Below are 23,732 nucleotides of genomic sequence, written 5' to 3' on the forward strand. Positions count from 1 at the left end.
TCTTCCATCGGGAGAGAGTCAGGGTGAGGGGAACGCCTGCCTGCTTATTTAAATCCCTTTGCTTCTTTGATCAGCTCGTAGGCTTTCTGGATCTCCTGCGCTTTTTGCTTCGCCATCTCCATCATTTCCGGCGGCAGCCCTTTGGCAACCAGCTTATCCGGGTGGTGCTCGCTCATCAGCTTACGATAGGCGCGCTTGATGGTGGTAGCGTCGGCGTCAGGTTTCACCCCCAGCACATTGCAGGCGTCTTCCAGAGTGGGTCCGCGCTGCGCTTGTTGCCAGCCGCCGCCAGACTGTTGCTGCTGGTAGCCATCGCCAAAGTGCGCGCCGCCTTGCATCATGCGTAAGAACTGGTCGAACTGCATGCGGGAAATGCCCAGCTCTTCGGCAATCACGTACAGCACTTCACGCTCGTTGGGATGCAGCGAGCCGTCTGCGAACGCCGCCTGGATCTGAATTTCCAGAAACATCCGTATCAGATCGAAACGCCCAAAGCAGACGCTGCGGAACTGACGCATTTTCTCACGCAACGGATAGTTATCCGCTTTACCGACGCGAAACGCCTGCTGCGCGGCGGCACGTGAGTCGCCATGCAGATTCATACGATCCATAAACAGGCTCGCCACCTGAATATCAGCCTGCGTCACATGGCCTTTGGATTTGGTTAAATGGCCCATCACCTCAAAGGTGGTGGCAAAAAAGAGCGACTGACGTTCACGTTGATTCGCAAACCACGCCATTTTACGGCTGCGTGCCTTGTCAAACATATGCCCGATCAATAGCCCGAGGAGCACGCCCCAGAAGCCCCCGCCCATCAATAAGGCGATGGCGACACCAATCACTTTTCCCCAATACTGCATATACTCCCCAAATCGTCATGCCGTCGGCTAAAATTTGCATTATCATACCCGTCATTCTATGCCGTGCACAGGCACAGCCTTCTTTAGCAGGCTCGATTACGGGCAGGATTAACACTAGCGCTGCGAAGGTGAGTAAGTTAGTCTCTGACTGTTTGCAAGCCGTAAAGCCACTGATGACGGAACAACAAATACAACGTATGAATAAACGTATTCCCACCCTTCTGGCCACGATGATTGCCTCTGCTCTGTACAGCCAGTACGGACAGGCGGCCGATCTTGCCTCGCAGTGTATGCTGGGCGTACCGAGCTATAACCGCCCTCTGGTGACAGGGGATACTAACGCTCTGCCCGTCACCATTAACGCAGATCATGCGAAAGGCAATTACCCTGACGATGCCGTCTTTACCGGCAAGGTTGATGTCCAGCAGGGTAACAGCCGTTTGCAGGCCGATGAGATGCAGCTGCATCAGCAGGTGGCGGAAGGCCAGGCCGATCCCGTGCGCACCGTCGACGCACTGGGTAACGTACATTACGACGATAACCAGGTCATTCTGAAAGGTCCGAAAGCGTGGGCGAATCTGAATACCAAAGATACCAACGTCTGGGAAGGCGATTATCAGATGGTGGGACGTCAGGGTCGTGGGACTGCCGACCTGATGAAACAGCGTGGTGAAAACCGCTATACCATTCTCGATAACGGCACCTTTACCTCCTGTCTGCCGGGTTCAAATACCTGGAGCGTGGTGGGCTCGGAAGTGATCCATGACCGCGAAGAGCAGGTTGCGGAGATTTGGAACGCGCGCTTTAAGCTCGGTCCGGTGCCAGTGTTCTACAGCCCCTATTTGCAGTTGCCGATCGGTGACAAACGTCGTTCAGGTTTCCTGATCCCGAATGCCCGATACACTACCACGAACTATTTTGAGTTCTACCTGCCGTATTACTGGAACATCGCGCCGAACTTCGATGCCACCATCACGCCGCACTATATTCACAAGCGTGGCAATATTCAGTGGGAAAACGAGTTCCGCTATTTGACGAAAGCAGGTGCTGGCCTGATCGAGTTTGATTATCTGCCGTCTGATGATGTGTATCAGGACGAAAACCCGACCGAGAGCGATCGTCATCGTTGGTTGTTCTACTGGCAACATTCCGGGGTAGTGGATCAGGTGTGGCGTTTCAGCGCTGACTATACAAAAGTTAGCGATCCGACGTACTTTAACGACTTTGATTCTAAGTACGGTTCCAGTACCGATGGGTACGCGACGCAAAAATTCAGCGTCGGCTATGGTATTGAAAACTTCAATGCCACGGTGTCAACCAAGCAGTTCCAGGTCTTTGATACGCAAAACCGCAGTTCCTATTCCGCCCAGCCACAGCTGGACGTGAACTATTATCAGAACGATGTCGGCCCCTTTGACACCCGTGTTTATGCTCAGGCGGTTCACTTCGTGAACACTAAAGACAATATGCCGGAAGCCACGCGTGTCCACCTCGAACCGACGATTAGCCTGCCGCTGTCGAACGGATGGGGAAGTCTGAACACCGAAGCGAAGGTGATGGCGACCCATTACCAGCAAAGTAACTATGACGACTACAACGCCGCAAGAAATACAGAACTTGAAAGCTCGGTAAGTCGTGTGCTGCCGCAGTTTAAAGTTGACGGCAAAATGGTGTTCGAGCGCGATATGAACTGGGCGGAAAACTACACCCAGACGCTGGAGCCGCGTGCGCAGTATCTTTATGTCCCTTATCGTGACCAGAGCAATATCCAGAACTATGATTCATCGCTGCTGCAATCTGACTACAGTGGTCTGTTCCGCGATCGGACCTATGGCGGCCTGGACCGCATAGCCTCCGCCAACCAAATCACCACTGGCGTTACGTCGCGCATTTATGATGATCAATCGGTTGAACGTTTTAACGTTTCTGTTGGTCAAATCTACTATTTCTCAGAATCCCGTACCGGGGATGACAATATTAACTGGGAAAAAGATAACAACACCGGTTCGCTGGTCTGGGCGGGCGACACTTACTGGCGCATCACCGATCGCTGGGGTTTGCGTGGCGGACTGCAGTACGATAAACGTCTCGACAACGTGGCGACCAGCAGCGCAACGGCGGAATACCGTCGTGACGAAGACCGTGTGTTACAGCTGAGCTATCGCTACGCCAGCCCGGAGTATATCCAGGCAACGTTACCGAACTTTGCGACGTCTGAGCAGTATAATAAAGGCATCTCGCAGGTTGGCGGTGCAGCAAGCTGGCCGATCGTTGACCGCTGGTCAGTTGTCGGCGCGTACTATTTTGATACCAATACCAGCAAACCGGCAGACCAGATGGTCGGTTTGCAATATAGCTCCTGCTGTTACGCTATTCGCGTTGGCTATGAACGCAAGCTGAACGGCTGGGATAATCAAAACAACCAGAGCAAATACGATAAAGTTATCGGCTTTAACATCGAACTGCGCGGCCTGAGCTCTAACTACGGTCTGGGCACTCAGCAGATGCTGCGTTCGAACATTCTGCCTTATCGTTCTACTTTGTAATGTCGTTGATTTGCAACGTAATCCGCATTGCGGTTAATGGAAATGGAAAAAGTATGAAGAACTGGAAAACGCTGCTGCTCGGTCTCGCTATGGTTGCGAACACCGGTTTCGCTGCGCCACAGGTTGTCGATAAAGTCGCTGCCGTCGTCAATAATGGCGTGGTCTTAGAAAGTGACGTTGATGGTTTGATGCAGTCTGTGAAACTCAATGCCGGCCAGGCGGGTCAGCAATTACCGGATGACAACACGCTGCGTCACCAGATCCTTGAACGATTGATCATGGATCAAATCATTTTGCAGATGGGCACCAAAATGGGTGTCAAGATCACTGACGAGCAGCTCGATCAGGCGATCGCAAACATCGCGAAACAGAACAATATGACGCTCGATCAGATGCGTAGCCGTCTGGCTTACGATGGGGTTAACTACAACACCTACCGTAACCAGATCCGCAAAGAGATGCTGATCTCCGAAGTGCGTAACGGCGAAGTGCGCCGTCGCGTGACGATTCTGCCGCAAGAAGTGGAATCCCTGGCGCAGCAGGTTGGCAATCAGAACGATGCCAGCACCGAGCTGAACCTGAGCCACATCCTGATCCCGCTGCCGGAAAACCCGACCGCCGATCAGGTGAACGAAGCGGAAAGCCAGGCGCGCTCTATTGTTGAGCAAGCGCGTGGCGGTGATGACTTCGGTAAACTGGCGATCACCTATTCTGCCGACCAGCAGGCGCTGAAAGGCGGCGAAATGGGCTGGGGCCGCATTCAGGAACTGCCGTCTATTTTTGCGCAGGCGTTAAGCACGGCGAAGAAAGGCGACATTATCGGTCCAATTCGTTCCGGTGTGGGCTTCCATATCCTGAAAGTGAACGATCTGCGTGGTCAGAGCCAGAACATTTCCGTGACCGAAGTTCATGCGCGTCACATTCTGCTTAAGCCGTCGCCGATCATGACCGACGAACAGGCCCGTCTGAAGATTGAACAGATCGCCGCCGACATTAAGAGTGGCAAAACCACCTTTGCCAATGCAGCGAAAGAGTTCTCTCAGGATCCAGGCTCCGCTAATCAGGGCGGCGATCTGGGCTGGGCTGCACCGGACATTTTCGATCCGGCGTTCCGCGATGCGCTGACGAAACTTAACAAAGGCCAGATCAGCGGACCGGTTCACTCCTCATTCGGCTGGCATCTGATCGAACTGCTGGATACCCGCAACGTTGATAAAACCGATGCGGCGCAGAAAGATCGTGCGTACCGCATGCTGATGAACCGTAAAATGTCAGAAGAAGGCGCAGCCTGGATGCAGGAACAACGCGCCAGCGCTTACGTGAAAATTCTGAGCAACTAATGAACGTGCAGCGTGTCGTTATCACTCCCGGCGAACCCGCCGGGATTGGCCCCGACCTCGTCGTCCAGCTCGCCCAGCGCGACTGGCCGATGGAACTGGTGGTCTGCGCCGACGCAGAACTTCTCACAGACCGGGCCTCCCAGCTCGGTCTGTCGCTTTCTCTGCTCCCCTGGCAACCCGACAATCCCCCGCAGGCGCAACGCGCCGGTACCATAACGCTGTTACCTGTGGCGCTGCGTGAACCCGTCATACCGGGTCAACTGTCCGTGGCGAACGGTGCCTATGTGGTGGAAACCCTTGCACGAGCCTGCGACGGCTGCCTGAACGGCGAATTTGCCGCGCTGGTGACCGGGCCGGTACACAAAGGCGTCATCAACGACGCTGGCGTGCCCTTTACCGGTCACACCGAGTTCTTTGAAGAACGCGCGCAGGCCAGCAAAGTGGTGATGATGCTGGCGACGGAAGAATTACGCGTCGCGCTGGCAACAACGCACCTGCCGATTAAAGCGGTGGCAGACGCGATCACCCCGTCGCTGCTGCGCGATGTGATCACCATTCTGCACCACGATCTGCGCACGAAGTTCGGCATCCGTGAACCACACGTGCTGGTCTGCGGCCTGAACCCGCACGCCGGGGAAGGCGGTCACATGGGCACGGAAGAGATCGACACCATTATTCCGGTCCTCGAGGAACTGCGGGCGCAGGGGATGAACCTCAGCGGTCCATTACCCGCCGACACGCTGTTCCAGCCCAAATATCTCGACCACGCTGATGCGGTGCTGGCGATGTACCACGATCAGGGCCTGCCTGTGCTAAAATACCAGGGCTTTGGCCGCGGGGTAAATATTACGCTCGGCCTGCCCTTTATTCGCACCTCGGTTGACCACGGTACTGCCCTTGAACTGGCAGGCCAGGGGAAAGCCGAGGTCGGCAGTTTTATTACGGCGCTTAATCTCGCCATCAAAATGATTATTAATACTCAATGAATACGAGAGTCCATCAGGGCCATCTTGCCCGCAAACGCTTCGGGCAAAACTTCCTCAACGATCACTTTGTGATCGACAGTATCGTTTCGGCGATCAACCCCAAACCCGGTCAGGCAATGGTCGAAATCGGCCCCGGCCTTGGCGCGCTGACCGAACCGGTCGGCGAGCGCATGGATAAAATGACCGTGATCGAGCTGGATCGCGATCTGGCGGCCCGTCTGCAAACGCATCCGTTCCTGGCGCCTAAACTGACGATTTATCAGCAAGATGCCATGACGATGAACTTCGCGGAGCTGTCGACGACCCTCGGCCAGCCTTTGCGCGTCTTTGGTAACCTGCCGTATAACATCTCCACGCCGTTGATGTTCCACCTGTTTAGCTATACTGGTGCCATTGCCGATATGCATTTTATGCTGCAAAAAGAGGTGGTAAATCGCCTGGTTGCAGGGCCAAACAGTAAAGCGTATGGTCGGTTAAGCGTGATGGCGCAGTACTATTGCCAGGTGATCCCGGTACTTGAAGTGCCGCCGACCGCCTTTACGCCAGCGCCGAAAGTGGATTCTGCGGTCGTCAGACTGGTGCCGCACACCACGCCGCCTTATCCGGTAAAAGAGGTTCGCGTGCTGAGCCGTATCACGACCGAAGCGTTTAACCAGCGTCGTAAAACGATCCGTAACAGCCTCGGTAATTTGTTCAGCGTAGAGGTGCTCACCTCACTGGGTATTGACCCTGGCGCCCGTGCAGAGAACATCTCTGTGGCGCAATACTGCCAGCTGGCGAATTACCTTATTGATAATGCGCCGCCGAAGGAGAGTTAAGTCATGATCAATTCGCCCCGCGTATGTGTTCAGGTACAGAGCGTTTACATCGAGTCTCAGTCAGCACCGGAGCTTGAACGTTATGTCTTTGCTTACACCGTAACCATACGAAATCTGGGGCGGACGCCTGTGCAAGTGCTCGGGCGATACTGGCTTATCACCAACGGCAATGGCCGTGAAACCGAAGTCCAGGGCGAAGGTATCGTTGGCGTACAGCCGCATATCGACGCCGGCGACGACTATCAGTACACCAGCGGCGCGGTGCTTGAAACGCCGCTGGGCACCATGCAGGGTCATTATGAAATGATCGATGCTCAGGGGAATGCCTTCCGCATTGCCATCCCGGTTTTCCGACTCGCCGTTCCAACACTGATTCATTAATCACATGTCTACATACCTTATTGGCGACATTCACGGTTGCTACGATGAACTGATCGCATTATTAAAGCAGGTACAGTTTTCTCCCCAGACGGACACACTGTGGCTGACGGGCGATCTGGTGGCGCGCGGCCCGGCATCGCTGGAAGTGCTGCGCTTTGTGAAATCACTCGGCGACAGCGTGCGCATGGTGCTGGGCAACCACGACCTGCATCTGCTGGGCGTGTATGCGGGCATCAGTCGTAACAAGCCGAAAGATCGCATTACCCCGCTGCTGGAAGCGCCGGACGCCGACGAGCTAATCAACTGGCTGCGTCGTCAGCCGCTGTTGCAGGTGGACGAAGAGAAAAAGCTGGTGATGGCGCACGCGGGCATTACGCCACAGTGGGATCTGGAAACGGCGATCGCCTGTGCCAGAGACGTCGAATCCGTGCTGGCCAGCGACACCTACCCGTTATTCCTCGATGCCATGTACGGCGACATGCCGAACAACTGGACGCCGGAGCTGGCGGGGCTGGCGCGTTTACGCTTCATCAGCAATGCTTTTACCCGCATGCGTTTCTGCTTCCCGAACGGGCAGCTGGATATGTACTGTAAAGACGTGCCGGAGAACGCCCCTGCGCCGCTCAAGCCGTGGTTTGCCATTCCTGGCCCGGTGACGGACGAGTACAGCGTGGCCTTTGGTCACTGGGCATCGCTGGAAGGAAAAGGCGCGCCGGAAGGCGTTTATGCGCTGGATACGGGCTGCTGCTGGGGCGGGGTACTGACCTGTCTGCGCTGGGAAGATAAAACATATTTCGCACAGCCGTCGAATCGCCAGCTGGATTTGGGCGAGAACGAAGCGGCGTCGTTCTGACCCCGCTCAACCCTGCCCTCTCCCAACGGAGAGGGTCAGAGTGAGAGTGGTTTTACCGGCGGTCTAAAATCTCAAAACAGTAGCTGTGGGAATTCTGCGCGTCGGCGTCGTGAAACTCGCTGAAAACGGATTCCCAGTCGTCCGGCTCGTAGTCCGGGAAATGCGTATCCCCTTCCACTTCTGCATCAATATGGGTCAGATACAGACGCTGAGCTTTCGGCAGAAACTGCTCGTAAACCCGACCGCCGCCGATCACCATAATCTCTTCCGCGTCGCCGCAGGCGGCAATCGCCTCATCCACAGACGACACCCACTGCACACGATCGTCAGTCCCCGGATTGCTGCTGATGACGATATTTTTACGTCCCGGCAGCGGGCGTCCGATGGACTCCCAGGTCAGACGGCCCATCACCACAGGTTTATTTAAGGTATTGCGTTTAAACCAGGCGAGATCGGCAGGCAAGTTCCACGGCATGGCGTTTTCCATGCCGATAACGCGATCTACCGCTAACGCCGCAATCAGACTGATCATTGAATGTATCCCGGTGCAAAAAATTGTCGCCACTATACGTAAAGCGCATTCTCACGTCGACTGGCGACAGGGTAAAGAATGATAAAATTTTTCATTCTGCTGATGGCTTCACTGCCGGTTCATCCCGCGGATCGCCGGTATGTTTTCCCTCTTCCGTGCCCTGCCAGCCATGGCGCTGAATCAGCGACAGGTGCGCGCGATCTTCGCTGATGATCTCGCTCAGCATCGCACTGGTGCGTTTATACACCGCCGCGCGCGACTGGGTGTCATTGTCGACGTCCGCCATCTCTTCCACCATCTGTGAATTATAGCGGCGGAACAGATCGGCGCGCTCGCGCGCTTCATACTGCCCCAGCCCTAATCCTTCCAGCGCCATACGGCCCAGTTTCAGCGCACCTTCGAAGGTTTCACGCTCCGGTCTTTCGACACCAGCCTGGCGCAGACGAATGTAGTGATCGACGTCGCGGGCGCGGGCGATAATCGTCAGGTGCGGGAAATGCGCTTTCACCAGCTCCGTCAGTTGCAGATTGGTTTTTGGATCGTCGATGGCGTTGATAAACACTTCCGCTTTCGCCGCCCCGGCAGATTCCAGCAGATCCACCCGCGTGGCATCGCCGTAAAACACCTTCATGCCAAACTTACGCAGCGTTTCGATGTGGTCAGGATCGTGATCCAGTACCACCATTTTCACGCCGCTGGAGAGCAACAGACGCCCGGCGATCTGCCCGAAACGACCAAACCCGGCAATGATCACCCGCGGCTGTTCTTCATCAATTTCATCCGCCTCACGTGGCTGACCGACCGCCGCGCTTTCCAGCCGCGTCAGCAGCACCAGCAGGATCGGCGTCGCGGCCATCGACAGCGCCACCGCCAGCGTCAGCGCTTTCGCCCATTCCGGATCCAGCACGTTGGCCATCCGCGCCGCGCCGAAGATCACAAACGCAAACTCACTCCCCTGCCCCAGCAGCACAGCGAACCAGCGGCGCTGTTTTCCTGGCACGTTAAGCGGGCGGGCGATCAACCACAGCACCAGCGTTTTGATCATCAGGAAGCCCAGCAGCAGCACCGCGATACGCAGCGGATGACTGACCAGCGTCCCAAAATCGATGGACATGCCGACGCCAATGAAAAACAGCCCCAGCAGCAAGCCTTTAAAAGGTTCGATGTCGCTCTCCAGCGCATGACGATATTCGGAGCTGGCCAGCAACACCCCGGCCAAAAACGCGCCCATCGCCATCGACAATCCGGCTTCTTCCAGCAACAGGCCGAAGCCAAACACCAGGAACAGCGCCACGGCGCTGAATACTTCCCGCAGGCCGGATCGTGCCACAAAGCGCAGCGCCGGACGCGCCACATAGCGGCCAATCAGCACCACCAGGGCCAGCGCGCCGACCACTTTTAGCGCCGAAAGCATGAAGGCGCTGGCGGTCGTCGCTTCACCGCTGACCGCCAGCAGCGGGATCATCGCCACCAGCGGGATGGCCGCGATGTCCTGGAACAGCAGCACGGCAAAGGCGCTGCGTCCCATCTGCGAAACCATCAGGTTACGCTCGTTCATCGCCTGCATGGCAATGGCGGTGGACGATAACGCCAGCGTCAGGCCGATCAGCACCGCTACCTGCCAGCGCAAGCCCAGCGCGATACAAAAGCCAGCGAGCAGCAGCCCGCAGGTGAGCATTTGCAGTGCGCCGCCGCCAAATACCGAGGCGCGCAGCTTCCACAGTCGGCGGGGATCCAGCTCAAGGCCGATGACAAACAGCATCAGCACCACGCCGATTTCCGCGAAATGTAAAATCGACTGCGCATCCGTCACCAGCCGTAATCCCCACGGGCCAATGATGCAACCCGCGATGAGATAACCGAGCACCGAGCCGAGGCCGAGGCGCACGGCGACCGGCACGATAAGCGCGGCGGATCCCAGATAGATCAGCGCCTGGATCAGCGTATGACTATCCATGATGTGTCTCCTGCCAGTCCATCAGACGTTGTTTGTAGTGGCGCGCCTGCGCCTGAAGGGTTTCGTCATCTTCAACGAAGGTATTGTGCATGGCAAAAGGCGGCAGCCATTGCAGGCCGCAATACAGCGCCGTCGACTGGAGCGGCTGCGAGAGCACGTCAAACCCCGGATGCCCCCCCAGTTCGAAGTGATGTTCACCGCCGCCGGTAGTGACTGCCCAAAGCAGCTGTTTGCCGTGTAGCGCGTGACCGCCCTCACCGTAGGCCCAGCCGTGAGACAACACTTTGTCCATCCACAGTTTTAACAGCGGCGGTACGCCGTACCACTGCATCGGATGCTGCCAGACGATAAGATTGGCACGTTCCACCGCAGCCTGTTCAGCAGCGATGTCAATATCAAAATCGGGGTAAAGTTCGTATAAGGAGCGGATCTCGACGCCATCGAGCGTGGCGGCATGCTCGATCATCCGCTTGTTCGCATGCGAATGCCGCGGATAGGGATGAGCATAAATAATGAGGATCATGGATAACCTGTCTGCAGGGGACTTTTAAGCCCTGAGTGTAGACAGTTAATCGTTGCGCTAACAGCGAAAACCTACAATTCGTTTACAAAGCAACGCCCCGTTGCATTGCGGCAACAGGGCGCTCTGGTAACCTCAGGATGGATCAGTTATCCAGTTCGCTCATGCCTTTCAACTGGTCACGATTGATTTGTTCTGTCTGACCCGTTGCAGCGTTTTTGTAAGAAACCATACCGGTGTCTTTATCGACTTCCGGTTTACCGTCGGTAACGATGGTGCTGCCGTCGGTGGTTTTTACCGCCTGGTTAGATGAGCAACCGGCAACCGACATCATGGTAGTCGCAGCAAAAAGTGAAGCCAGTAAAAGTTTATGTCGCATGGTGTTCTCCCCGCGTTTTCAGTGAATTTTCGTTCCAGATGCTTTAACTGTAGTTGAAACCTCTAAGGGCGGGAGAAAACACAGAACACTCTGAATGGGATACAAAATAGTGGCGGGCAAAGCATGAGGGCGATATAAGCGAAGCGCCACCCGGCAACGCACGTTTACCGGGTGGCAGGGTGACAATTACTTCCCGATCTGCGCGTGCATTTCCTGCACCGAAATCACTTTCTCGGTGGCATCGGCATTCAGCGCCATCGCGGTGGCGAAGCCGCCGTTCAGCGTGGTGTCGTAATGCACTTTGTATTGCAGCGCGCTGCGGCGAATGAGTTTGGAATCTTCAATCGCCTGGCGGCCTGCGGTGGTGTTGATGATGTAGGTGTACTCGCCATTCTTGATGCGATCCTGAATGTGCGGACGGCCTTCATGCACCTTGTTCACCAGACGCGGGTTGATACCGGCTTCACCGAGCACAATCGCGGTGCCGTGGGTGGCGTCCAGCTCAAAGCCCTGCTTGAGCAGTTTTGCCGCCAGATCCACCACGCGCTCTTTATCCCCTTCACGCACCGAGAGCAGGGCGCGACCGGTTTTCTTCATGGTCGAGTTGCTGCCCAGTTGCGCTTTGGCGAAAGCTTCTGCAAAGGTGCGGCCGACGCCCATCACTTCACCGGTAGAGCGCATTTCTGGCCCTAACAGCGGGTCAACGCCGGGGAACTTGTTGAACGGCAGCACCACTTCTTTCACCGAGTAGTACGGCGGGATGATTTCTTTGGTCACACCCTGCTCGGCCAGCGATTTACCTGCCATTACGCGCGCCGCCACTTTCGCCAGCGGCACGCCGGTGGCTTTGGAGACGAACGGCACGGTACGCGCCGCACGCGGGTTCACTTCAATCAGGTAGACTTCGTTGTCTTTCACCGCAAACTGCACGTTCATCAGACCGCGCACTTGCAGTTCGAAGGCCAGCTTCTGCACCTGCTGGCGCATCACGTCCTGAATTTCCTGGCTCAGCGTGTAGGCTGGCAGAGAGCAGGCGGAGTCACCGGAGTGAACGCCAGCCTGTTCGATGTGCTCCATAATGCCGCCAATCAGCACCATTTCGCCGTCGCAGATGGCATCGACATCCACTTCCACCGCATCATCCAGGAAGCGATCCAGCAGCACCGGCGCGTCGTTCGAGACGCTGACGGCGGTCATAAAGTAGCGACGCAGATCCACTTCGTCGTAGACGATTTCCATGGCGCGGCCGCCGAGCACGTAAGACGGGCGCACCACCAGCGGATAGCCAATCTCTTTCGCTTTCTCAACCGCCATTTCGATGGCCGTCACGGTAGCATTCGCCGGTTGTTTCAGCTTCAGACGGTCAACCGCCTGCTGGAAACGCTCGCGGTCTTCCGCACGGTCGATGGCATCCGGGCTGGTACCGATAACCGGTACGCCTGCGGCTTCAAGCGCACGCGCCAGTTTCAGCGGCGTCTGGCCGCCGTACTGGACGATCACGCCTTTCGGCTTCTCGATACGCACGATTTCCAGCACGTCTTCCAGCGTGACCGGCTCGAAGTACAGACGGTCAGAGGTGTCGTAATCAGTGGAGACGGTTTCCGGGTTACAGTTCACCATGATGGTTTCGTAGCCGTCTTCGCGCAGCGCCAGCGAGGCGTGCACGCAGCAGTAGTCAAACTCAATGCCCTGACCGATACGGTTCGGCCCGCCGCCCAGCACCATGATTTTGTCGCGATCCGGGTTCGGGTTCGATTCGCACTCTTCTTCATAGGTGGAGTACATGTAAGCGGTGTCGGTGGAGAACTCCGCCGCGCAGGTATCCACGCGCTTATACACCGGGTGCAGATTGTACTGCTCACGCAGTTTGCGCACTTCGGATTCGCGCACGCCCGCCAGCATCGCCAGACGCGCATCGGCAAAGCCTTTACGCTTAAGCTGGCGCAGGAAATCCGCGTCGAGGCCGTTAATACCCACTTCCGCGACTTTCTCTTCCAGACGCACCAGCTCCTCAATCTGTACCAGGAACCAGCGGTCGATGTTGGTCAGGTTGAACACGCCATCCACGGACAGCCCGGCACGGAATGCGTCGGCGATATACCAGATACGCTCGGCACCGGCGTCTTTCAGTTCACGGCGGATTTTGGTCAGCGCTTCCGGATCGTCGAGGCTTACTTTCGGATCGAAGCCGGTCGCGCCCACTTCCAGACCGCGCAGCGCTTTTTGCAGCGACTCCTGCTGGGTGCGGCCAATCGCCATCACTTCACCCACCGATTTCATCTGCGTGGTCAGGCGGTCGTTGGCACCGACGAATTTTTCGAAGTTAAAGCGTGGGATCTTGGTCACCACGTAGTCGATGGACGGCTCGAACGACGCCGGAGTACGACCACCGGTGATGTCGTTCATCAGTTCGTCCAGCGTGTAACCTACCGCCAGTTTCGCCGCTACTTTGGCAATCGGGAAGCCGGTGGCTTTCGAGGCCAGCGCCGAAGAGCGGGAGACGCGCGGGTTCATTTCGATAACGATCAGGCGACCATTTTTCGGGTTCACTGAGAACTGGACGTTAGAGCCACCGGTTTCCACGCCGATTTCACGCAGCACCGCCATCGAGGCGTTACGCATGATTTGATACTCTTTGTCGGTCAGCGTCTGCGCCGGCGCAACGGTGATAGAGTCGCCGGTGTGAATGCCCATGGCGTCGAAGTTTTCGATGGAGCAGACGATAATGCAGTTGTCATTCTTATCGCGCACCACTTCCATCTCGTACTCTTTCCAGCCAATCAGCGACTCATCGATCAGCAGCTCTTTGGTCGGGGAAAGATCGAGGCCGCGGGCGCAGATTTCTTCAAACTCTTCACGGTTATACGCGATGCCGCCGCCGGTGCCGCCCATGGTAAAGGACGGACGGATAATGCACGGATAACCCACGTCAGCAGCCACCGCCAGCGCTTCTTCCATATTGTGCGCAATGCCGGAGCGCGCGGTATCGAGGCCAATCTTCTTCATGGCGATGTCGAAACGGCGGCGATCTTCGGCTTTATCAATGGCATCTGCGGTCGCGCCAATCATGGTGACGCCGAATTCTGCCAGCACGCCCTGACGTTCCAGCTCCAGCGCGCAGTTCAGCGCCGTCTGGCCGCCCATGGTCGGCAGCACCGCGTCCGGGCGCTCTTTTTCGATGATTTTGCGTACCACTTCCCAGTGGATCGGCTCGATATAGGTGGCATCGGCCATTTCCGGGTCGGTCATGATGGTCGCCGGGTTGGAGTTAACCAGAATGACGCGGTAACCCTCTTCGCGCAGCGCTTTACACGCCTGCGCACCGGAATAGTCGAACTCACAGGCCTGGCCGATAACAATCGGGCCAGCGCCAAGGATCAGGATGCTTTTTATGTCTGTACGTTTTGGCATGGCTTTTATGGCTCCTGATTATTTGGCGACAGAACGGTAAGTCTTGATCAGTTCAATAAAGTGGTCGAACAGCGGGGCGGCATCGTGCGGGCCGGGGCTGGCTTCCGGGTGTCCCTGGAAGCTGAACGCCGGTTTGTCGGTACGATGGATGCCCTGTAACGTGCCGTCGAACAGCGATTTGTGCGTCACGCGCAGCGTTGACGGCATGGTGGACTCGTCTACCGCAAAACCGTGGTTCTGGGCTGTGATCATCACCACGTTGTTTTCAACGTCTTTCACCGGGTGGTTGCCGCCGTGGTGACCGAATTTCATCTTCACGGTTTTGGCACCGCTGGCCAGCGCCAGCAGCTGATGGCCGAGGCAGATGCCGAACACCGGAATATCGGTATCAAGGAAGGTTTTAATCGCCTCGATGGCGTAATCGCACGGTGCCGGGTCGCCGGGACCGTTGGAGAGGAAAATGCCGTCCGGGTTCATTTTCAGCACCTCATCCGCCGGAGTTTGTGCCGGAACAACCGTCAGACGGCAGCCGCGATCCACCAGCATACGCAAAATGTTGCGCTTCGCGCCGTAGTCGTAGGCCACCACGTGGAACGGCAGCTCGCTTTCGGCGGTGGCTTCCGGCAGTTCGCCTTCAAGCGTCCAGCTCCCCTGCGTCCAGCTATAGCGCTCGCGGGTGGTCACTTCTTTTGCCAGATCCATCCCGTTAAGCCCTGGGAAGGCTTTCGCTTTTTCCAGCGCAAGCTGAGCATCGAGGTTATCACCGGCGATGATGCAGCCGTTTTGCGCCCCTTTCTCACGCAGCAGACGTGTCAGCTTGCGGGTATCAATATCGGCAATCGCCACGATGTTATGGCGTTTCAGGTAAGAAGAGAGATCTTCAGTATTACGGTAGTTGCTGGCAATCAGCGGCAGGTCACGGATGACGAGGCCTTGCGCATGAACCTGAGAGGATTCTTCATCAGCAGCATTGGTGCCGACATTACCGATATGAGGATAAGTAAGAGTAACAATTTGGCGGGAGTAGGAAGGATCAGTGAGGATTTCTTGATAACCGGTCATTGAAGTATTGAAAACGACTTCCCCAATTGCCGAACCTGTTGCCCCTATGGCCCGACCGTAAAACTGGGTTCCGTCTTCCAGAACCAATAGCGCTGACTTAATCAAAACACCCTCCAGAGAATATTCACTCACTTTATTTGCATATTAATTCATAATGAGCGCATGAATCAATGCAAATTTGCTTACCCGCGAATTTTCGGCAAACGGCGGCATTCTAGAGACTGGTGAGATAAAAGTCTACCCGATTAGCCATTTTTATTTATGTTTTTGCGCCACTGGCGGCACAGGAAGGCGCAAGGCAATAAAAAGATCAGCTATATCAGGCAGGAAAACGCTTGCGCGTCAGGATAAGTGGGAATTTTTACTGAGCACTCTGCAAAACCAGACCAGATGGTCAAAATTTACATTACTGAAACAAATAAACGGCGGAAAACCGTCACTTTTACCGGTTTGGTTAAAATTTACTATGAAAGCCAAAAATAAAGGGGCAATAAATTATTGCCCCATGTAATCAAGTGATTATGATTACCACAACCACATCACGACAGGTAAAAAACGCTACAAACTGTTAAGATCAAGCACATCACGCATATCAAAAAGCCCGTTTCGTTTATCTTTGAGCCACAACGCCGAGCGAACCGCACCATTGGCGAAGGTCATCCGGCTGGAGGCTTTATGGGTGATCTCAATGCGCTCGCCAATATCGGCAAACATCGCGGTGTGTTCACCCACAATATCGCCCGCGCGCACGGTGGCAAAACCGATGCTGCCCGGTACACGTTCGCCGGTATACCCTTCCCGGCTGTACACGGCGCAATCCTTCAGATCTTTATTCATCGCCTGAGCGATGGCTTCGCCCATCGCCAGCGCCGTGCCTGATGGCGCATCCACTTTATGGCGGTGATGCGCTTCGATAATTTCGATGTCGGTGTAATCACCCATCACTTTGGCGGCCTTCTCCAGCAGCTTAAGCATGACGTTAACGCCGACGCTGAAGTTCGCCGCAAAAACAATACCGATGTCCCGCGCGGCCTCGCTGATGGCTGCTTTGCCCGCGTCGTCAAAACCGGTGGTGCCGATCACCATGCCTTTGCCGTGCTCGCGGCAGAAAGCCAGATGCGCCAGCGTGCCTTCCGGGCGGGTAAAATCGATAAAGACGTCAAAATCGTCTTTCACTGCTTCAAGATCGCACTGCACGGTGACGCCGGATGCGCCCGCGCCTGCCAGTTCACCCGCATCGCTGCCGAGCAGGGACGACCCGTCGCGCTCAAGGGCCGCGCCGAGCGCGACGCCTTCCATTGCCAGTGCCGCCTGGATCAGCTGGCGACCCATACGACCACCGGCTCCCGCGATGGCTACGCGGATGTTTGCCTCTTGCATAGTTGGACTCTTTTGTTAATGAAATGCTTAAAAATCGTTTTCAGATTAACCAGCCCCAGGCGGGGCGACCAGCCAAAAACGCCGATATTAGAATTTAATGATATACGGCGGAAAATATCAGTAAAAGGCATGATGATCAGCGAAAGCCGCACGACTCCCTGACCACCAGCGCCGGGGGTAAAATAATGCGCTGCGGCGGCTCATCGTTACCCTGAATGCGGCTGTACAGCAGCTCCCCGGCTTTACGACCAATCTCTTTTGCGGCCACCGACACCGTCGTCAGCGCCGGCTGCACCAGCGCCGCTTCGGTAATATCGTCAAAGCCCACCAGCGCAAAATCCCGCCCCACTTCGCGGCCCATTTTTCGCAGCGCCTGCATCACGCCGAGGGCCACAATATCCTGATAACAGACCGCCGCGGTGATCTGCGGGTACTGTGTCAGCAGCGCCTGCGCCACGCGCGCGCCATCGCTCTGGCTGGCCTGCGAGGTCACAAGCCAGGCCGGTTCCGGCGAGATGCCCTGCGCAAGCAGCGTGCTGGTAAAGCCGCCGATGCGCTGCGCCCGCGTACCGGAACTGGCGTTGCCGCCGATAAAGGCAATATGCCGGTGTCCGAGGCTGAGCAGGTGGCGGGTCGCCATTTGCGTACCGAGAAAATTATCGGTGCCGACATAATCAAAATCGGGATCGCTGGCCGGGCGTACCACCATAATCGCCGGAATATTTCGACGCTTAAGCGCGTCATAGAATGACGTCGGCGTTTCCCGCGCGGCGCACAGCACCATGCCGCAGGCGTTATTGCGCATCAGGGAATCGACAAACTTTTGCTGCCGCTCGCCGGATTCCTCGCTGTTGGCCAGAAACAGCAGCAGATCGTGGCGCTCCATTTCGTGACTCAACCCGGCGGTCATTTCGCCATAAAACGGATTGGTGATGTCGTGCAGCAGCAGCCCCACCTGATTACTGCGGCGGTTGCGCAGGTTGGCCGCCGTCTGGTTATAAACGTAGCCCGACTCATCCAGCGCTTTTAGCACCCGTTCGCGTGTAGCCTGAGAAATACGCCCCCGGTTACGCAGCACCATGGAAACCGTCGCCGTCGATACCCCTGCGTTCTTTGCCACCTGCGCCAGCGTGATCGTCGCCATCGCCTGTTCCTCATCATTTTAAGGTTAATCGAATAACCCTAGCAGAAGCTATCGTCCGGTGATAGCCCTCACATTCCTGGCCGTAACTGCGGCATTAATGCCGATTCTGGCGGGTTAATCGCGTTAACCAGCATTCAATTTTCAAGTTAATCGATTAACCTGATTAACGATCACCCGCGCAGCAAGGCACGGACGTCATTGATGGGGAGGGGTTATGTCATTACGCAGTATCACATCTGAGCGCTTGATCCTGCTGGATCAGCCATGGCGCGATCGGGCGACCATTCTGGATCGGCTGTGCCAGCGTTTGTATGAAGAAGGCAACGTCAGCGACAAAGCGGCATTTCTGGAGGCGGTCTGGCAGCGGGAAAAGCTGTCGGAAACCGGCTTTGAACAGGGCGTCGCCATTCCTCACGGTAAATCTGCCGTGGTTGCCCGCCCCGCCTTTGCGGTGGCGCGCGTGACCCAGCCGGTGTGCGACTGGCCCACCCTGGACGGTGAAGATCAGGTGGAGCTGATCTTTTTGCTGGCGGTGCCATTCGGCGATGACGCCGGGCATCTGCGCCTGCTCTCCACCCTCAGCCTGTCGCTGATGGATGAGCAGATGATCGTGGCGCACGGCAGCAGCAGTACGCTGATGCTGGCGGCGATCATCGCCTCCCTCACCGCCTTTGATCTCGGCGGGCCGGTCAATAAATCCGCCGGGGCGATCGCCATTGGCCTCGCTGCCGATCATATCTTTCCTCTGACCGCCCGCGTGCTGGGGATCGTGATCCCGCCCATTGGTATCGGGCTGGCAACGCTGCTCGACCGCCTTATCGTCCGTCAGCGCGTGTTCGATGAAAACCAGCGCATCACCGGCACCACCTCGTTGATCCTCGGTTTTCTCGCCATCGGCGAAGGGGCGATCCCCTTCATGCTGAAAAACCCGCTGATCACCATTTCTATCAACATCACGGGAGCGGTGATCGGCGCGCTGACCGCCATCACCCTGGGATCGGTGCAGTGGTATCCGCTGCCCGCCATCTGGGGCTGGCCGCTGGTGCAGAACCTGCCCGCCTACCTGTCCGGCATGGTGGCGGGGGTGGCATTTATCGCCTTCGCCAACATCTTCGTGCGCTATGCGCTGATCCGCGCCGGAAAAATGCACATTGAATAGCAGAGAGAGAACGATGAAAAAAGACGTTTACGTGGTCGCGCACTGCCACTGGGATGCGGAATGGTATTTCACCTGCGAAGACTCCCATATTCTGCTGGTGGAGAATATGGATTATCTCATCGACCTGCTGGAGCGCGATCCGACATTCCCCTCCTTCACCTTTGACGGGCTGGCGGTGGTACTGGACGACTATTTACAGGTGCGCCCGGAAAACGCCCCGCGGCTGGAGGCGCTCATTAGCCAGCGGCGGCTGTTTGTTGGTCCGTGGTACACGCAGTGCGATTCCCTGCTGATCCGCACCGAGTCCCTGATCCGCAATTTGCAGTACGGCATGGCGACGGCACAGCGCTTCGGGCATTCCATGAACATCGGTTATCTGCCGGATATTTTCGGGCAACATGCCTATTTACCGGCGATTTTCGGCGATCTGGGGATCGACTACGCGGTATTGCAGCGCGGCGTGTATACCGACCAGCTTAACGGCGATCTGAATTTTCTGTGGCGCGCGCCGAATCAAAAAACGCTGCCTGCCTGTTGCCTGTACTTCGGCTACGGGCCGGGGAAATTCTTGTCCAGCGACCCGGAATACCTTCAGCAGCGGCTGCTGCCGATCCTGGCGCGCTTAACCGATCTCAACCGCAGCACTGACAAACTGCTGCTGCCTGCCGGGGGCGATCAGGTGCTGGTCAACGCGCAGTTCCCGCAGACGGTAAAAGCGCTGAATGCGCTGGATATGCCGTATCACTTCCGCCTGACCGATTACGAAAGTTATCTGCGCGACGCCTGGGCCGACGCGCCCTTCAGCAACGTTATTGACGGCGAGCTGGTGGCCTGCCAGAAATCGCGCATTCACCGCACCTGTCACTCCACGCGCTACGACATCAAACGCCAGACCTGGCAGACGGAACATCTGCTGATTGATCAGCTGGAGCCGCTGATGGCCCTCGCCTCGCACCTCGGCGTGACCTACCCGCAGCCGGTTATCGACAGCATGTGGAAAACGCTGTTCGCCGCTCACGCCCATAACGGCATCGAGGCTACCAACGCCGATGCGGTGAATCAGAACATCAAAAACCGGCTGATCAGCGTCGAGCGCTCAGCGCTGAGTCTGCTTAACGTGCTGAAGAAAAAGATCAGCACGCAGATTGCCCGCCAGCTGGAGGATGCGCATCTGCTGGTGGTGTTTAACTGCGACATTAGCCCGCTGCCCTCGTTTATCCGTGCGGTGATCTTCACGCAAAAAACCGACTTCACCCTGACGCATAACGGCGTGACAGTGGAAACCACCGTGCTGCAACAGGAAAAACTGTCCGGCGGCCAGGTGGTGATCGTCACTGCTGCAGGGGAAAAGCTTGAACCGGTGGCTGACTACTACCGCAGTGAGATCCTGTTTCGCCCGCCGTCGCTGCCGGGGCTGGGGTATCAGACCCTGCGGGTGGAGGAAAAGCGGGCCTGCGCATGGCTGTCGCGATGCGAGGTACCGGTGATTGAGAACGCCCGTTACCGCATCAGCCTTGCCGGTGGCGTGCTGACGCTGGAGAACAAACAGACCGGCCAGCGCGTGGAAGATTTCTTAACCTTTGTCGATTGCGGCGACGACGGCGATGAATTCGACTTCGCGCCGCTGGCAGAGGAGCAGCCGCTAACCTGTCGCGAATTCCTCTTTGTCACCTGTGAAACCAGCGCGCCACTATCGCGCCTGACGTTGCGTTCGTCACTGCTCTTGCCAGCGAACATGGCGGAACGCCAGGCGGGGATCGCCCGCCAAAAAATGGCCATTGCCACCACGCTGGAGCTGCGCGACGGCGAAGGTTTTGTGCGCGTGCATCATCAGCTGATCAACGCCGCCACCGAGCACCGTTTCCGGGTGCATCTGAAAACCCCGGTGCAGCAACCCAGATATTCCTGGGCCGATCAGGGGTTCAGCGTGCTGCGCCGCGAAACAGTGAACCCTTACGTTGCACACTGGCGCGAGCAGGGTTTTGTGGAAAAACCGATGCCGATCTACACGCTGGAAAACGTGGTCTATTTGCAATATGAACAGCACTTTTTCGGCGTGATGACCAAAGGCATTAAAGAGTACGAAGTGCTGCCGGAGAGCGATACCCTGGCCCTGACGCTGTTTCGCAGCGTCGGCCTGCTCGGTAAAGACGATACCCTGTGGCGGCCTGGCCGGGCGTCCGGCATCAACAACAAAGTCGTTGAAACGCCGGATGCGCAAATGTTGCAGGAAATGGCGTTCGACTATGCGCTGCTGCTGGATGGGCCGCAGGATGCGGCGGCGATTTTCAGTGCCTGTAAAACTTACCGCGAGCACTCCCTTACCTATCAGCTGCAAAAACTCAATACCTTTGAGGAGCGCCTGGAACGCTTCACCCTGCCGATTGCGCCCCACGGCCTGCCGCCGCAGGCAGAGCTCATCGCCTGCGACAACCCGCGGCTGTTCCTCAGCATGTGCCGCCCCGGCACGCGCGCCGGTGAAACCCTGCTACGGCTGTTTAACCCCACGCCGCAGCCAGAAAGCGGTTCACTGACTGTTCCGCCGGGCAGCCGGATTTATCAGCTGTCATTAAATGAAACCCAGCGCACGGCGTGGCGGGATGACGTGGCAATCGCCCCCGGCGATTACCTGACGCTGGCGATTATCACAGGAGAACAACAATGACCGGCCCGACCTATGAGAAGTACCCGGAAGTGCGCGTACACGGCTATGACCATCAGGCTTGGTCGGGCCGGGCGAGCATCGCGGAGGCGTTGAATGCCAGTTGCCCGACAGACGGCGTGCTGGTGATCGACTGTTATCCCGGCGTGCGGCTGCGCGAGCTGGAAGAAACCTTGCTGCCGGCGCTTAACGCCACGCGGGTGATTAACGTGGAGAGCGCCCGCCGGGATGCGCAGGCCCTGCACGATCTGCTGGCGCGCCATCTGACGGACGACCGGGTGTTTGGCGTGCTCTCCTGCCACCAGCTGGTGGAATTCTTTGATAGCGAAAAACTCCAGGCGCTGCGCAAGCAGGTGAGCGAAGCCCGTGACGGGCTGACGGTGATCTATGGCCCCGGCGCGGCGCTGGTGCACCCTGGCGATGTGCTGGTGTACGCCGATCTGCCGCGCTGGGAAATTCAGCAGCGCATGCGCAGCGGTGAGCTGGGCAACTGGGGCGTGGATAATCACGATGAGGACATTCTGCGCCGCTACAAACGCGCCTTTTTTATTGAATGGCGGGTGTTCGACCGTCACAAAACGCCGTTGCTCAAACGCGCCGATTATCTGCTCGACACCACCACAGGCGATGCCCCGGCGCTGGTCAGCGGCGAGGCGTTGCGTGCCGGGCTTACGCAGACCACGCAGCAGCCGTTTCGCGTGATGCCCTTTTTTGACCCTGGCGTGTGGGGCGGCCAGTGGATGAAACAGCAATTCGATCTCGATCCCACAAAACCAAACTATGCCTGGTGTTTTGACTGCGTGCCCGAGGAAAACAGCCTGTTGCTACGGTTTGGCGATGTGCGGATCGAGATCCCCGCTCAGGATCTGGTGCTGCTGCAACCCCGCGCGCTGCTTGGCGAGAAAGTTCACGCCCGCTTTGGCGCAGAGTTCCCGATCCGCTTTGATTTTCTCGACACCATCGGCGGTCAGCATCTGAGTTTGCAGGTGCATCCGCTGACCGAATACATCCAGCAGCAGTTTGGCATGCATTACACCCAGGACGAGAGTTACTACATTCTGGACGCCACGCCGGAGGCGGTGGTCTATCTCGGCACGAAAACGGGCACGGATCCGCAGGCGATGCTGGACGATTTGCACGCCGCCAGCCGGGGGGAGAAACGCTTCGACGACGCCCGGTTTATCAATCAGATCCCGGCACGCAAGCACGATCACTTTCTGATCCCGGCCGGAACGGTGCACTGCTCCGGCGCGGGAACCATGGTGCTGGAAGTCAGCGCCACGCCTTATATTTTCACCTTCAAGCTGTGGGACTGGGATCGTGTGGGGATGGACGGCCTGCCGCGCCCGGTGCATCTGCATCATGGCGCGCAGGTGATCGACTGGCAGCGCGATACCGCGTGGGTGCATGACCATCTGGTGAATCGTATCGAACCGCTTGCCGAAGGCGATGGCTGGCGCGAGGAGCGCACCGGACTGCATGAGCGGGAGTTTATCGAAACCCGCCGCCACTGGTTTACCGCGCCGGTCCTCCATCACACCGATGGCGGCGTTAACGTTCTCAATCTGGTGGAAGGCGCACAAGCGGTTGTCGACAGCCCAAGCGGCGCTTTTGCGCCTTTCGTGGTGCATTACGCCGAAACGTTCATTATTCCCGCCGCCGTCGGCGAGTACCGCATTTCGCCGGTCGGCGACAGCGACGGGCAGCCGCTCGCCACGCTCAAAGCCTGGGTAAGGGGGTAA

The 23,732-nt window shown here is 57.2% G+C and carries 19 protein-coding genes; 10 read left to right on the forward strand and 9 right to left on the reverse strand.

Annotation, left to right across the window (positions count from 1 at the left end; all coding sequences use genetic code 11):
• Positions 1–44: 44 nt before the first annotated feature.
• Positions 45–860, reverse strand: coding sequence for a co-chaperone DjlA (djlA, locus tag KW828_RS12360; RefSeq protein ID WP_218336630.1), 816 nt, complete (start codon positions 858–860; stop codon positions 45–47).
• Positions 861–1,057: 197 nt separating this feature from the next.
• Here djlA and lptD point away from each other — a divergent pair, with 197 nt between their 5' ends.
• From lptD to apaH, 6 genes are read left to right on the forward strand one after another with little or no spacing between them, the layout of a single operon-like run.
• Positions 1,058–3,406, forward strand: coding sequence for an LPS assembly protein LptD (gene lptD / locus KW828_RS12365; protein WP_218336631.1), 2,349 nt, complete (start codon positions 1,058–1,060; stop codon positions 3,404–3,406).
• A 53-nt stretch (positions 3,407–3,459) separates the two neighbouring features.
• Entirely contained in the window at positions 3,460–4,746 is a 1,287-nt protein-coding gene (gene surA, locus KW828_RS12370; protein WP_218336632.1) for a peptidylprolyl isomerase SurA, read from the forward strand.
• Complete coding sequence (gene pdxA, locus KW828_RS12375; RefSeq protein WP_218336633.1) at positions 4,746–5,732, forward strand: 4-hydroxythreonine-4-phosphate dehydrogenase PdxA; 987 nt, start codon at positions 4,746–4,748, stop codon at positions 5,730–5,732. The genes surA and pdxA overlap by 1 nt, the downstream gene beginning before the upstream one ends.
• Complete coding sequence (rsmA, locus tag KW828_RS12380; RefSeq protein ID WP_218336634.1) at positions 5,729–6,550, forward strand: 16S rRNA (adenine(1518)-N(6)/adenine(1519)-N(6))-dimethyltransferase RsmA; 822 nt, start codon at positions 5,729–5,731, stop codon at positions 6,548–6,550. The genes pdxA and rsmA overlap by 4 nt, the downstream gene beginning before the upstream one ends.
• Before the next feature lie 3 nt (positions 6,551–6,553).
• On the forward strand, positions 6,554–6,931 hold the full coding sequence (gene apaG, locus KW828_RS12385) for a Co2+/Mg2+ efflux protein ApaG (protein ID WP_218336635.1): 378 nt from the start codon (positions 6,554–6,556) through the stop codon (positions 6,929–6,931).
• 4 nt (positions 6,932–6,935) lie between these two features.
• Entirely contained in the window at positions 6,936–7,784 is an 849-nt protein-coding gene (gene apaH / locus KW828_RS12390; protein WP_218336636.1) for a bis(5'-nucleosyl)-tetraphosphatase (symmetrical) ApaH, read from the forward strand.
• Positions 7,785–7,836: 52 nt separating this feature from the next.
• On the opposite strand, the gene folA is transcribed toward apaH, so the two are convergent.
• The 6 genes from folA to carA all read right to left on the reverse strand — a co-directional run bounded on the left by folA (position 7,837) and on the right by carA (position 15,750).
• Entirely contained in the window at positions 7,837–8,316 is a 480-nt protein-coding gene (gene folA, locus KW828_RS12395; protein WP_072570504.1) for a type 3 dihydrofolate reductase, read from the reverse strand.
• A 91-nt stretch (positions 8,317–8,407) separates the two neighbouring features.
• Entirely contained in the window at positions 8,408–10,273 is a 1,866-nt protein-coding gene (kefC, locus tag KW828_RS12400; RefSeq protein ID WP_218336637.1) for a glutathione-regulated potassium-efflux system protein KefC, read from the reverse strand.
• Complete coding sequence (kefF, locus tag KW828_RS12405; RefSeq protein WP_218336638.1) at positions 10,266–10,796, reverse strand: glutathione-regulated potassium-efflux system oxidoreductase KefF; 531 nt, start codon at positions 10,794–10,796, stop codon at positions 10,266–10,268. Before kefF ends, kefC begins: the two co-directional genes overlap by 8 nt.
• A gap of 142 nt (positions 10,797–10,938) precedes the next feature.
• On the reverse strand, positions 10,939–11,172 hold the full coding sequence (locus KW828_RS12410) for a YgdI/YgdR family lipoprotein (protein ID WP_218336639.1): 234 nt from the start codon (positions 11,170–11,172) through the stop codon (positions 10,939–10,941).
• Positions 11,173–11,358: 186 nt separating this feature from the next.
• The gene (carB, locus tag KW828_RS12415; protein WP_218336640.1) at positions 11,359–14,583 is read right to left on the reverse strand and encodes a carbamoyl-phosphate synthase large subunit; all 3,225 of its coding nucleotides are present in this window, start codon (positions 14,581–14,583) and stop codon (positions 11,359–11,361) included.
• A gap of 18 nt (positions 14,584–14,601) precedes the next feature.
• Positions 14,602–15,750 carry a glutamine-hydrolyzing carbamoyl-phosphate synthase small subunit gene (gene carA, locus KW828_RS12420; RefSeq protein WP_218336641.1) on the reverse strand — a complete coding sequence of 383 codons (1,149 nt, stop codon included), beginning with the start codon at positions 15,748–15,750 and terminating at the stop codon, positions 14,602–14,604.
• Positions 15,751–15,823: 73 nt separating this feature from the next.
• Here carA and KW828_RS12425 point away from each other — a divergent pair, with 73 nt between their 5' ends.
• Complete coding sequence (locus KW828_RS12425) at positions 15,824–16,156, forward strand: hypothetical protein (protein WP_218336642.1); 333 nt, start codon at positions 15,824–15,826, stop codon at positions 16,154–16,156.
• 47 nt (positions 16,157–16,203) lie between these two features.
• Here KW828_RS12425 and dapB read toward each other — a convergent pair whose 3' ends face one another.
• Positions 16,204–17,025 carry a 4-hydroxy-tetrahydrodipicolinate reductase gene (gene dapB / locus KW828_RS12430; protein WP_218336643.1) on the reverse strand — a complete coding sequence of 274 codons (822 nt, stop codon included), beginning with the start codon at positions 17,023–17,025 and terminating at the stop codon, positions 16,204–16,206.
• Positions 17,026–17,161: 136 nt separating this feature from the next.
• Positions 17,162–18,169 carry a LacI family DNA-binding transcriptional regulator gene (locus KW828_RS12435; protein WP_218336644.1) on the reverse strand — a complete coding sequence of 336 codons (1,008 nt, stop codon included), beginning with the start codon at positions 18,167–18,169 and terminating at the stop codon, positions 17,162–17,164.
• Positions 18,170–18,383: 214 nt separating this feature from the next.
• Between KW828_RS12435 and KW828_RS12440 the strand changes: the two genes are divergently transcribed.
• Genes KW828_RS12440 through KW828_RS12450 form a run of 3 tightly spaced genes read left to right on the forward strand, consistent with a single transcriptional unit; the run spans position 18,384 to position 23,732 of the window.
• Positions 18,384–19,328: a fructose PTS transporter subunit IIA gene (locus KW828_RS12440; RefSeq protein WP_218336645.1), complete on the forward strand. Its 945-nt coding sequence runs from the start codon at positions 18,384–18,386 to the stop codon at positions 19,326–19,328.
• A gap of 13 nt (positions 19,329–19,341) precedes the next feature.
• Positions 19,342–21,993, forward strand: coding sequence for a glycoside hydrolase family 38 C-terminal domain-containing protein (locus tag KW828_RS12445; RefSeq protein WP_218336646.1), 2,652 nt, complete (start codon positions 19,342–19,344; stop codon positions 21,991–21,993).
• Positions 21,990–23,732, forward strand: coding sequence for a class I mannose-6-phosphate isomerase (locus KW828_RS12450; RefSeq protein WP_218336647.1), 1,743 nt, complete (start codon positions 21,990–21,992; stop codon positions 23,730–23,732). The genes KW828_RS12445 and KW828_RS12450 overlap by 4 nt, the downstream gene beginning before the upstream one ends.

It is taken from the genome of Enterobacter sp. ENT03 (genome assembly GCF_019218745.1).
GTDB lineage: Bacteria > Pseudomonadota > Gammaproteobacteria > Enterobacterales > Enterobacteriaceae > Enterobacter_D.